Below are 12,252 nucleotides of genomic sequence, written 5' to 3' on the forward strand. Positions count from 1 at the left end.
TGGACGTGTAACCGTTTTGACGGCCCCTTTGACTATTATTGAGCGATTGTTGTGCGAATAAAATCGTCCAAATCGGTCAGCGTGATCTCCTGTTTATCGGCAGCACGGCGATATTTGTATTCAACCGTGCCGGCTTCAAGGCCTCGATCAGAGATGACGATGCGATGAGGAATACCCATCAGTTCCATATCGGCCATCTTAGCGCCAGGGCTAACCTTAGGGCGATCATCCAGAATGACTTCATAGCCTGCCGCTGTCAGTGTTTCATACAGAGTATCCGCTTGATGACGAACCGCTTCTGATTTTTCATACTTAAGGGCAACTAGGGCGATGCTGAAGGGGGCAATCGCTTCGGGCCAAATAATACCACGGTCGTCATAGTTCTGCTCGATCGCAGCGGCTACTACGCGGGAAACCCCGATACCGTAACACCCCATATCCATGGTGACGGCTTTGCCATTCTCATCCAATACATTGGCATTCAATGCTTGTGAATATTGCTGCCCCAACTGGAAAATATGACCGACTTCGATACCGCGTTTAATGACAATCTTACCTTGACCACATGGGCTTGGGTCGCCTTCAACCACATTACGCAGATCAGCAACTTCTGGCAACGCAACATCGCGATCCCAGTTAACGCCGAAATAATGCTTACCTTCAATGTTAGCACCGGCGCCGAAGTCAGACATTACTGCAACTGTGCGGTCAACGATACAGGGGATCGGCAAGTTTACGGGGCCTAGTGAGCCAGGGCCTGCACCGATCAGCGCTTTAATGGCTTCTTCATCGGCCATCTCTAAGGGCACGGCAACCTGTGCTAATTTTTCGGCTTTAACCTCGTTGAGATCGTGATCGCCACGCACCAGCAAGGCCACGAAATCCGCTTCGCACTCATCTGAGGCTTTAACGAATAGCGTCTTGATGGTTTTTTCGATCGCGAGGTTGTGTTGCTCAACCAGCTGAGCGATGGTTTTTGCATTCGGCGTATCGACGAGTGTCATCGTTTCGGTCGGCGCTGCGCGTTCGCGGGTCGGCGCCACGGCTTCGGCTTTTTCAATATTGGCGGCAAAGTCGCTGCTATCAGAAAAAGCGATATCATCTTCGCCAGAAGCCGCAAGCACATGGAACTCATGCGATGAATTACCACCGATCGAGCCGTTATCTGCCAAGACTGGACGGTAGTCGAGGCCGATACGATCGAAAATTTTGCAATACGTCTGATGCATTAGATCATAGGTCTGTTGCAATGATTCAAGATTGCTGTGGAACGAGTAGGCATCTTTCATGATAAATTCGCGTGAACGCATGATGCCAAAGCGTGGCCGTACTTCATCACGGAACTTAGTTTGTATTTGGTAGAAATTGGCAGGCAGCTGTTTATAGCTGTGAATTTCATTACGCACCAGATCGGTAATCACTTCTTCGTGGGTTGGGCCGACGCAGAATTCACGCTGATGACGATCATGTAGGCGCAGCAGTTCTGGACCGTATTTCTCCCAACGACCCGATTCTTGCCACAGTTCTGCGGGTTGAATAGACGGCATGAGAACTTCTTGAGCGCCAGATTTATCCATCTCTTCGCGAACAATCCGTTCTACTTTACGCAGGGTACGGAGCCCTGTGGGAAGCCAATTGTACAGCCCTGCCGCGACTTTACGTACCATGCCTGAGCGAAGCATCAGCTGGTGGCTAATCACTTCTGCATCAGAAGGTGTTTCTTTCAGTGTTGCAATCAGAAATTGACTGGCGCGCATAAATTTTTAACCTGATATCCGAAACTTTAAAGAGCAAGCATTTTAGGGGGGGGAGGCGTTTGGAACAAGGGGGCAGTGAAACAATTCAATATAAAAACCTAAATACTGATATGGCATCGCTTTCTTTGAACGCCGGAGGCTCTATAATCGGCCGTTGATGTCACAGGGGAAACAGCATGCAGTTAAAACAGATCAATAAAGAACGTTACAGTAAGCATTATAAGCAGATTATGATTGGCGTGGTGATCATTTTAGCCGTGATTGCGTTAACGGTTTCGAGCCTCTTGATTCAGATAATCGGCAATACCGATGGCAGTAACTTTTGGCTAAATGTCACCGGCGTGGTGATCGGTGGTATTGTCGTACTGACGTTGCTGCGGCGTTATCGTGAGCACGAATATATGCATGAGATTAGTTATGTCTGGGATCTTAAACAGATGCTTAACAAAATATATCGTAAGCAGAAAAACATCAAAGCAGCGGCAGAAGCCGGCGAGCGAGACGCCATGATTATCTTAAACTGGAGCTATCAGGGGTCAGAGCAATTATATAATTTAGATAACAACACGATCACCATGGATGATCTGCACGCCTCGATGCGTGAGCTACAGCAGGTGATGGATCAGTATGGCGTAAGCGTCACCGACGCTGACTTTCGTCCGCAAATGTTAGATCAGTATTGAAATCATCGATTCGATCGCGGCGAGACTGAATCATTCACCGCGATGGCGTCACTGCATGATGGGTCAAACTAAGCCGTGCTATTCACGGCTTTTTTCATGTTTTACTGTCACTTCCCGTTGCGGGAATGGAATCTCAATATCCGCCTCATTGAAGGCTTTGTAAATAGCGCCATTGACTTGAAATTGAAGCTCAAACAGTTGTTTCGTTGGCACCCAATAGCGATAAGCGATATCGACGCTAGAGTCGCCAAAATTGGCGATACCGACTTGCGGTGCGGGCTCTTTAACGATGCCGGGGTTGGCTTGTAGTTGGGCCCGAATCAAGGCGATGGCTTGATCTGAGTTGGCCGAGTAACTGATGCCGATGCTGGCTTCGACAATGGCATTTTCAAATGAATTGATCAGTACCTCACCGACGATATGTTTATTGGGAATAGTGATGATTTCACCATCTTCAGTCGATAGTAGCGTGTGGGCGAGGCGAATCTCTTCAACCACCCCGTAAACATCGTTACAGCGTAACGTATTACCCACCACAAATGGGCGGGTTAAAATGATAGTGAATCCGGCCCCGTAGTTTGAAAAAACTCCTTGCAGTGCTAAACCGATACTCAGTGAAATTGCACCGATGGCGGCGATAAAAGGGGCGACACTGATACCAAACTTGCCTAAACAGATAATGACCACCATAGCGATTAGCAAGAGCTTGATGGTGCTGCTGATAAAGTTACTGAGGGTAACATCCACTTTGTGTTTAAGGCAGACGCGCAGTACCAATCTGCCGACCCAGCGTGAGATGATGAGTCCCACAATGAGAATGATGATGGCACCGATAACCTGAAAACTGTAATTAACAAAAAAATCAATAATCAGGGTGTAAAACTGTGACAGAGTGGCCAGCTCTTCAGACATCATAAAAGGGGCTCCTGTGGCTTAACGTGCTAAATGATGCAGAATAACGCACAATCGGTCGCAAGCGCTAGGGAGGAATGATGTTCTTAATTATGTCGTGCTATAAATTCGATTAATTGATCGAGTTGACGTTCATTGTATACCGGAAAACCATGCCGCATCAGTTCATCGGCGGTCACGCCTGAGCCTGACTTAAGCGTGCCGCTGAAGTGGCCATCGTAAATTTCATGATTGCCGCATGAGGGGCTGCGGGATTTCATCAAAGCACAACAACAGCCTTCTCGTTGAGCAATGTCTAAGGCGCGTTCTGCGCCGCTTAAAAACTGTGGTGTGACATCTTCATCGTTGATTGTAGTGATGCGCAGGGGAAATTTATCTTGGATTTCTGCGGGTGCGCGTGGGGTGGTTAACCCGCCTTCAATTTCAGGGCAAACGGGCACTAAGCGACCTTCATCGCGTAGCCGTTGAATAAGCTCACTATCGATTAGGTTATGGTTGCCATCGTAACGGACTTTACTGCCGAGCAGGCAAGCACTGATGAGGATTTTATTGTTCTGGCTGTTATTCATTATTCAGTCGGTATCGCTAGATGATTTGATGACGCAGCGGATTCTAACAGGTAAATCTGACAGGACAATTAAACTAAGGATAAAGGGGATTATCTTGTCGCTTTTTCTCAACTAGGGCGGCTTTCTGACTATCGTTTTAAGCTTTGCAGGGAGGGATCGAAGATAATTTTTTTTCACGTCACTGTTTACCTTTTGGCTGATTTTAGGGTATATACTTAGGGGTATACCCTAATATTGGTTTGGCGCTGCCAAACTCAGATAATAAAAACTAGGAATTTCCGATGGATCTGAATCTCACCGAAGAACAACACATGATTCAGGACGCTGCCCGCCGCTATGCGGAAAGTGAGCTGGCGCCGACTGCCGAACAGCTTGATCAGACGAAAGATCACAGCATTCTTACCACTCATTGTCGTGAACTCGCCGAGCTAGGCTTCATGGGCCTGAACATCGATGCGGAGTATGGCGGCACCGATGCGGGGGCGGTCGCCTTTAGTTTAGCGGTCACTGAAATCGCCCGGGCTTGTGCATCAACGGCCGTGACCATGTCGGTGACTAATATGGTGGCCGAAGTGATTCAGGTGGTGGGTAGTGAAGCACAGAAACAGCACTACTTGCCTAAGCTCTGTAGCGGTGAATATCTCAGTGGTAGCTTCTGCTTGACGGAAGCGGGGGCGGGTTCAGATCCGGCATCGATGCGCACCAAAGCCGTGAAAACGGACAATGGCTGGTCTATCTCTGGCACGAAGCAGTGGATCACCAGTGCGGAATTTGCCGGCGTCTTTGTGGTGTGGGCTGTGACTGACCCCGAGGCAAGAAAAGGTAAAGGGATCACCTGCTTTCTAGTGCCTGCGGATGCCGCCGGTATCACCGTCGGTGCTGCCGAGAAAAAAATGGGGCAGCATGGCTCGGCGACCAATGAAGTCCATTTTGATCAGTGTGAAGTTCCCGATTCTGCCATGCTCGGTGAGTTGAATGATGGCTTTCGAATCGCGGTCAGTGAATTAGCCGGCGGTCGTATCGGTATCGGTTCATTGGCCCTAGGGGTTGGGCTAGCGGCGATGGATTATGCCATTGCCTACACCAAAGAGCGTCAGCAGTTTGGTAAGCCGATTGCCGACTTCCAAGGGTTGCAATGGATGATTGCCGACCGGATGACAGAACTTGAAGCGGCGCGCCTTTTATTAATGAGCGCCGCGGATCGTAAGCAACGGGGTCAGAGCTTCGCGAAACAAGCATCGATGGCCAAATTGTTTGCTAGTGAAAAAGCCAATCAGGCCTGTTACACCGCGTTACAGTTACTCGGTGGCTACGGCTATATGCAGGAGTACCCGTTAGAGCGGATGAGTCGGGATGTGCGCATTACCTCAATCTATGAGGGCACCAGCGAAGTTCAAAGATTGATTATTGCACGCGAAATACTAAACGCTGCCCGTTGAGGATCTAGCCGTGAAAGAGCCCCTGAAAGGTCTAAAAGTACTCGATCTATCGACGCTGTTACCAGGCCCTTATGCCACCATGATGTTAGCGGATTTAGGTGCTGAGGTGTTACGGGTTGAGTCGGCTTCTCGGCATGATCTGGTGCGCAATATGAAACCGTTGATCGATGGTCAGTCGGCTGCTTTTAGCTACCTTAACCGGGGTAAACAATCTCTTGCGTTGAATCTTAAACACCCGGAGGCGGTTGGGCTGATCAGTCAGTTGGTAGCGGAATACGATATTTTAATTGAACAGTTTCGTCCTGGGGTGATGGCGCGCTTGGGGTTAGATTACGACACCCTGAAACAGGTGAATCCACGGCTGATTTACTGCTCGATTACCGGTTATGGTCAAACCGGCCCCTATCGCGATAAAGCGGGTCATGATCTTAACTATCTGGCGCTGTCGGGCGCGGCCAGCCATCTGGGGCGTAAGGCCAGTGGCCCAGCGCCGATGGGGTTACAAGTGGCCGATGTGGCGGCCGGCTCGCATCCCGCCGTGATTTCGATATTGGCGGCGGTCATCGGTCGGCAACGGAGTGGTGAAGGTTGCTTTCTGGATATCTCGATGGCAGATAACACCCTTGCGCTGCAGGCATTGATGATACCGGCGGCGTTAAACGGTGCGCCGGACCCACAGCCCGAGAGTCACTTTCTCAATGGTGATGGGGTCTATGATTATTACCGTACCGCCGATGAGCGTTACCTGTCGGTGGGCAGTCTCGAGCCACAGTTTCGTCAGCGATTGGCGAGGGCATTGAATATACAAGATAACCCACCGTTAGAAGAGCGTCAGTTGAAAACATTGTTACAGCAAAAGTTTGCTCAGCAGGATCTCGAAACCTGGTGTGAGCAGTTGGCTGATGAAGATATCTGTGTCGAGCCGGTTTTGAGTGTGTCTGAAGCCGCCGAACATCCCCAGTTTGTTGCCCGTCATATGATCGTCACGCAACCCAGTGGTGAACGGCAGGTTGGCTCGGCCCTCGGATTTGAGCAGCAACCGATACAGCCGGCTCCTCGGTGTGGTGAGCAGGGTGCACAAATAATGGAAAGATTAGGCTATAGCCAGACTGAGATTGACAAACTAAGGGATGCCGGACTGTTTGATTAGCCCGTGATCCTGCATGACATCAATCATGGTTTGGCTAGATAAAATAAGCACATAAAGGGATAAACCTGTTATGGGGCGCTTCGCGTTCTCTAGCAGGGCCTTAATAAACATAATAACGAGGCAAATAATGACTATTGAGAATTACCAGGAATTTTATGATTCCTTTACACCGTCCATGATTGAAGAGAAGCTGATCGGAAATCTAAAACAGGGCTTTAATGTCTGTGAAGAGATCTGTGACCGTTGGGCTGAGGATGAGCAACGCATCGCGCTGAATTATGAGGGGGCTGTGCGGCCGGCATCGAGTCATTCTTTTGCCGAGTTGCAGCAGCGGGCGGCTCAATTTGCCAATCTGCTAGCCGCTCGAGGTATCGGTAAAGGCGATCGAGTGGCGTGTTTAATGCCGCGTACGCCAGAACTGCTGGTGGTGGTGTTAGGCACATTGCGAGCCGGTGCTGTTTATCAGCCATTGTTTACGGCGTTTGGTAGTGGTGCGATTGAATACCGGGTGACTCAAGCGCAGACGAAACTGATTGTCACCGACCCCGATAACATTGAAAAATTGGATGCGGTTCATGGTTGTCCTCCGGTGGTGCTGTTTAATCGAGATCAAGCGGCGGATCGTTATGCCGAATTAGCTGATTTTGAAGCGGAGATGAGCGCGCAAAGTACAGCGTTTGAGCCGGTGAGAGTCAGTGCCGATGATCCCTTCTTGCAGATGTTTACCTCTGGTACGGTGGGTAAAGCGAAAGGGGTGGCCGTACCTGCGCGTGCGTTGTTGTCATTCTATGTTTATATGCGCTATGCCATCGGCTTAGAGCCGCAAGATCGTTATTGGAATGTGGCAGATCCCGGTTGGGCTTACGGCCTCTATTATGCGGTGGTTGGGCCCTTGCTGTTAGGTAATACCACGCACTTCAATGAGAATGCGTTTACCCCTGAATCAACCTATAACATGCTCAGTAAGTATAAGATTACTAACTTAGCGGCCGCACCAACGGCGTATCGCTTATTGATGGCGCATGAAGAGTTGTTAGCTGAAAACAGTGGCTTTAATTTGCGTCTCGCTAGCAGCGCCGGGGAGCCACTTAATCCTGAGGTAATTGGTTGGGTTGAGCGACGTTTAGGCTGCCCGGTGATGGACCATTATGGTCAGACCGAAACCGGTATGACTGCCTGTAATCATCACGCGCTTAAGCAGGATATTGTGCGGGTGGGCTCGATGGGCTTTTCGCTTCCAGGGCATCGAGTGGTGGCATTGGATAATGATCTCAATGAACTACAAGAAGGTCAGATTGGCGAGCTAGCCGTGGATATGGAAAATTCCCCGCTGTTTATTTTTCCTGGCTATACCTGGGGCGAGAAAAATCCGTTCCGCGGGAAGTACTATCTCACGGGAGATGTAGTCGTCAGTCACGGTGATGGCAGTTATTCGTTTAATGGCCGAGATGATGACATTATCACCACCGCCGGTTACCGCGTTGGGCCATCAGATGTTGAAAACACGCTGCTGGAACATGAAGCCGTGGCGGAAAGCGGCGTGATCGGTAAGCCTGATCTTGAGCGTGGCGCGATTATTAAGGCCTATGTGGTGCTTCGCGAGCAGTTTGATCCTAGTGAAGAACTCATCGCTGAGCTGAAGACGCACGTTCGCAGCCGTCTATCGACACACGCTTTCCCACGGGAGATCGAGTTTATGCAGGAACTGCCAAAAACGCCGAGTGGTAAAATTCAGCGCTTTATCCTGCGTAATCGAGCTAAAGATGAAGCGGATGGTATGGCGTAACGATGATTGAGCTGCCGGCGTTGCCGACGGAGTATCAAGTGCGTAATCCGAACTTCGCGGCAGAAGTTGAACGGGTGTTTTCTCAGGCACCGTTTGTTCAAGCGTTAGGGTTTCAATTAACTGATTTTGCAGCAGGGCGCTGTCACACTGCTTTGACGTTGCAAGAAAACCACCTGCAACAGGACGGTTATGTTCATGCAGGCGTGCAAGCCACGCTGGCTGATCACAGTGCCGGAACAGCTGCGGCGACCTTGTTGGCCGAAGGGCAGATTATTCTCACGGCAGAGTTTAAGCTTAATCTGCTGCGCGCGGCTGACGGTGAACGGCTTTGCTGTCAGGCACGGGTGTTAAAGCCCGGCGCCAGTTTAATCATTGCCGAGGCAGAGGTGTTCTGCTTACGGGGTGAACACGCCGAACTGGTGTCCAAAGCGATGGTAACGCTGGCGGTGGTCGATAAACGTTAATAATAAAAATGTATGAAAACAAGGAGCGACGTTGCGATGCTGGTCATGACAATGGAGCAGATGAGTGCTTTTTTAACGGAACATTTTCCGCAGGGTGAAAAGTTTGGTGTGCTCAGTGAATTAGGTGATAACTGGGCTGAAATGAGATTGCCGGTTGATGCAGAACATCTACGACCGGGAGGGACGGTGTCGGGGCCATCGATGATGGCATTGGCGGATGTCTGCATGTATGCGGCGTTGTTAGGTCAGATTGGGCCGGTTGCATTGGCGGTGACGACCAACTTGAATATCAATTTTATGAGTAAACCTCAACCGGATTGCGACTTGATCGCTCGCTGTAATTTGATGAAAGTGGGCAAACGATTGGCGGTTGGCGAGGTGTGGATCCGTTCAGAGGGCAGTGAAGAGGTGGTGGCGCACACCACGCTGACCTACTCAATACCAGCGGAGCGTTAAATAATGGCTGAGATTCAGTGGCAAGAGCGGCGACTTATCCTCGACGATGGTACTGAGATTTTTGCGCTGCACGGTCGTCATCCCCATAACGAAGGCTTGGATCGGCCAGCTCTGGTGTTGTTACATGAGGCATTGGGGCATATCGATATGTGGAAGGACTTTCCACAATTGTTAGCCGCTGCAACCGGCATGGACTTGCTGGTTTATGAGCGTCGCGGTTATGGTCGTTCATCACCGATTACCTTGCCGCGTCCGGATGATTATCTTGATCGCGAAGGCCGAGATTGGCTTAAGCTTGTCTTAGATGCTGCCGGGTTGGATCGGGTGGTGTTGATTGGCCATAGTGATGGTGGTTCTATTGCTTTAATTGCCGCGGCAGCGATACCTGAGCGGGTGGTCGCGATTATCACCGAGGCGGCGCATATTCGTATCGACTCCTTAACCACGGCGGGTATTAGGGCCGCTGTCGAGCTATACGAGACAACCGATTTTCCTGAAAAGCTGGCCCGTTATCATGGTGAACGCACTGATCTACTGTTTCGTGCTTGGCATGAAACCTGGTTGCGAGATCGTTTTCAGCCACTTGATCTGAGCGAGTGGGTTAACAACATTAACTGTCCAGCCTTGATTATACAGGGCGAGGATGACGAGTATGGTGAGGTTGCTCAGGTTGACGACATTGTTGCCGGCATTGGTGAGCAGGCAAGCGGCCTGTTTTTACCCCACTGTGGGCATGTACCGCATCTGCAGGCAAAAACAGCGACTCTGCAGGCGATGACGGCCTTTCTCGAATCGCTAGAGTTGTGAGGCCGCCCGTTTGCATGGTTTGATTAGCGGCCGCTGTGGTGCGTTATGTCTCAGTTCAACTGAGCCGCTTGATTCACTAGGTCTGGCAGGCTTTCTGCTCGCATTTTGCTCATCACGCGAGAACGGTGGACTTCAACCGTTTTTGGGCTAATGCCCAGCTCTTCGGCGATCTCTCGATTGGCTTTGCCTGAGACTACCAGCGCCATCACTTCCCGTTCACGTCGGCTGAGGGTTTCATAACGTTGTTGAATCTGTTGTCGCTGCTGTTGTCCGGCGAGAATTTGATCGGATTGTTTCAATGCCCGTTGCACCAGCGGGATCAGTACTTCGTCATCGAAGGGCTTTTCAAGAAAATCGATCGCGCCGTTTTTCATCGCCGTCACGGCCATGGGAATATCGCCATGACCACTGAGGACAATAATCGGTAAGCGGATCTCTTTCTCAAGCATAATTTGCTGTAATGCTAAGCCATTAATCTCGGGCATGCGAACATCTAGTAGCATACAGCCCTGATCGTCTTGATAGTTGCTGAGAAAATCGCGGGCGGAGGAAAAGCTTTTAACCGACAGGTCATCACTTTCTAATAGCCATTGCATGGAATCACGAAAATCGTCGTCATCGTCGACAATAAAAACGGTACCGTTGTATCTACTCATGTGTGTTTGATCCTAGCCTTTCGCGGGCATTTTAATATAAAACTGTGTGCCTGTCCGGCCATCACTTTCTGCCCATAGTTGTCCGCCATGAGCCTCGATAATTGTACGGGAGATGGATAATCCCATGCCTAATCCAGTCGATTTTGAGGTAAAGAAGGGTTCAAATAACTGACTTAAAATGTCAGAGCTGATACCGTTAGCATGATCAGACACTGAGATATAGATACAGTCTTTGCTTTGGCGCGTACCGATAATAACGGGACGATGACTGGTTTCACAGTCGTTATAGGCCTCGATAGCATTGCGAATCAGGTTAACCAATACCTGCTCAATCTGAATTTTATCGGCAATAATGGGTAGTTCACCCGATGATAGCTCAAATTCAAACGTGGTGTTGTGATCTAATGCTTCCTGCTTTAGGAATTCGGCGATCTCCTGACAGCTTTCGTTCAGCGAGAACTCCATCCGTTGATATTCAGTTTTTTTCACAAAGCTGCGCATGCGCTTAACGATTTCGGCGGCGCGTTTCGCTTGCCGAGTAATTAACCCCATGGCGTGACTAATTTCATCCACCGAGCTAATTCGGCCCTCTTCGATACGCCGCATCGATCCGCGGCAATAATTCAGGATGGCGGCGAGTGGCTGATTGATCTCATGAGCCAGCCCCGACGCCATCTCGCCAACTGAGAGTAATCGGGCAATATGCGCCATCTCCAGTTGATTGCGCTTCATTTCATCTTCAGCTTTGCGTCTGAGGGTAATATCGCGACCGATGATGGAATAATATTCGACCTGCATATCATCGTTAAGGTTGCGGTGCGCAATCACTTCGCGAATCTCGGCGGTGCGATCTCGACCGGAAGGTAACTGCATTTTTATGCTGCCATACCAAGTACCGTGAGCGGCCGCATGGCTGAGCGCATCCTGTACTAGCGAAGCAAACACTTTGGGGCTAAACATCTGCTCAAGATAAAACACCATCGGGTTTTCTTTTTCGCTGCCCAGAGTGATGTAAGTGGCCTCATTCATGTAAGTAAGCTGCATGGTTTTATGGTTGCAAAACATGATCATATCGGAGGACGCTTCGACCACTCGAGCGAGTCGCCGAGTCGCCTGTTGTGCCAACGTCTGTTCGGTAACATCGCGGGATACGCACACCACTTCAATGGGCTTGCCTTCAGCATTGCGCAGGGTGCGGCTGGTGGTCTCAAGCCAGATATAGTGACCATTTTTATGCTTATAGCGATAAACGTTGGTGTACATTCCTTTACGGTAACGTACGGAGTCTGAACGCTTGATCAGATTATCGGCATCTTCGGGATGGAATAGATCGTAGCCAGGGGTGCCAATCATCTCTTCAACGGTATAGCCGAGCATGCGTTCGACCGCAGGACTGACATCAAGAAAGGTCCACTCGGTTGTCGGCGTATGGCGGGAGATCATATCGGTAGACTGTTCTACCAGAAAGCGGGAGCGTTCTCCCTCATCCATCTCGCTGATGGCTTTTAGGTTTTGTTCTATACTCATGGAGGCTCGCTGATCAGGTAAAAACCCGTAATGGCCTAACTAAGTA

At 50.0% G+C, this 12,252-nt stretch carries 12 protein-coding genes; 7 read left to right on the plus strand and 5 right to left on the minus strand.

Annotation, left to right across the window (positions count from 1 at the left end; all coding sequences use genetic code 11):
• Window positions 1–35: 35 nt before the first annotated feature.
• A complete protein-coding gene (locus Q4488_RS02715) occupies window positions 36–1,757 on the minus strand; it encodes a proline--tRNA ligase (RefSeq protein ID WP_303578917.1) in 1,722 nt (573 codons plus the stop codon).
• A 176-nt stretch (window positions 1,758–1,933) separates the two neighbouring features.
• Here Q4488_RS02715 and Q4488_RS02720 point away from each other — a divergent pair, with 176 nt between their 5' ends.
• Window positions 1,934–2,440, plus strand: a complete 507-nt coding sequence (locus Q4488_RS02720) for a DUF3087 family protein (protein WP_303578918.1) — start codon at window positions 1,934–1,936, stop codon at window positions 2,438–2,440.
• 78 nt (window positions 2,441–2,518) lie between these two features.
• Here Q4488_RS02720 and Q4488_RS02725 read toward each other — a convergent pair whose 3' ends face one another.
• Together Q4488_RS02725 and Q4488_RS02730 are read right to left on the minus strand one after the other, a co-directional pair.
• Window positions 2,519–3,355, minus strand: a complete 837-nt coding sequence (locus Q4488_RS02725; protein ID WP_303578919.1) for a mechanosensitive ion channel family protein — start codon at window positions 3,353–3,355, stop codon at window positions 2,519–2,521.
• An 83-nt stretch (window positions 3,356–3,438) separates the two neighbouring features.
• Window positions 3,439–3,921, minus strand: a complete 483-nt coding sequence (locus tag Q4488_RS02730; protein ID WP_303578920.1) for a DUF523 domain-containing protein — start codon at window positions 3,919–3,921, stop codon at window positions 3,439–3,441.
• A gap of 281 nt (window positions 3,922–4,202) precedes the next feature.
• On the opposite strand from Q4488_RS02730, the gene Q4488_RS02735 reads away from it, so the two are divergent.
• The 6 genes from Q4488_RS02735 (at window position 4,203) to Q4488_RS02760 (ending at window position 10,023) form a co-directional block, all read left to right on the plus strand.
• Window positions 4,203–5,360 carry an acyl-CoA dehydrogenase family protein gene (locus tag Q4488_RS02735; protein WP_303578921.1) on the plus strand — a complete coding sequence of 386 codons (1,158 nt, stop codon included), beginning with the start codon at window positions 4,203–4,205 and terminating at the stop codon, window positions 5,358–5,360.
• Between the two features lie 10 nt (window positions 5,361–5,370).
• On the plus strand, window positions 5,371–6,510 hold the full coding sequence (locus Q4488_RS02740; protein ID WP_303578922.1) for a CaiB/BaiF CoA-transferase family protein: 1,140 nt from the start codon (window positions 5,371–5,373) through the stop codon (window positions 6,508–6,510).
• A 127-nt stretch (window positions 6,511–6,637) separates the two neighbouring features.
• Window positions 6,638–8,296 carry an AMP-binding protein gene (locus Q4488_RS02745; RefSeq protein ID WP_303578923.1) on the plus strand — a complete coding sequence of 553 codons (1,659 nt, stop codon included), beginning with the start codon at window positions 6,638–6,640 and terminating at the stop codon, window positions 8,294–8,296.
• Window positions 8,297–8,298: 2 nt separating this feature from the next.
• Window positions 8,299–8,760 carry a PaaI family thioesterase gene (locus tag Q4488_RS02750; RefSeq protein ID WP_303578924.1) on the plus strand — a complete coding sequence of 154 codons (462 nt, stop codon included), beginning with the start codon at window positions 8,299–8,301 and terminating at the stop codon, window positions 8,758–8,760.
• Window positions 8,761–8,796: 36 nt separating this feature from the next.
• Window positions 8,797–9,216 (plus strand): PaaI family thioesterase, encoded by a 420-nt coding sequence (locus Q4488_RS02755; RefSeq protein ID WP_303578925.1) that lies wholly within the window; start codon window positions 8,797–8,799, stop codon window positions 9,214–9,216.
• 3 nt (window positions 9,217–9,219) lie between these two features.
• Window positions 9,220–10,023, plus strand: a complete 804-nt coding sequence (locus Q4488_RS02760) for an alpha/beta fold hydrolase (RefSeq protein WP_303578926.1) — start codon at window positions 9,220–9,222, stop codon at window positions 10,021–10,023.
• A gap of 50 nt (window positions 10,024–10,073) precedes the next feature.
• Here Q4488_RS02760 and Q4488_RS02765 read toward each other — a convergent pair whose 3' ends face one another.
• Complete coding sequence (locus tag Q4488_RS02765) at window positions 10,074–10,679, minus strand: response regulator transcription factor (RefSeq protein ID WP_303578927.1); 606 nt, start codon at window positions 10,677–10,679, stop codon at window positions 10,074–10,076.
• Between the two features lie 12 nt (window positions 10,680–10,691).
• Window positions 10,692–12,206 (minus strand): ATP-binding protein, encoded by a 1,515-nt coding sequence (locus Q4488_RS02770; RefSeq protein WP_303578928.1) that lies wholly within the window; start codon window positions 12,204–12,206, stop codon window positions 10,692–10,694.
• Window positions 12,207–12,252: the final 46 nt, after the last annotated feature.

The organism is Amphritea sp. 1_MG-2023 (assembly GCF_030547545.1).
Lineage (GTDB): Bacteria > Pseudomonadota > Gammaproteobacteria > Pseudomonadales > Balneatricaceae > Amphritea.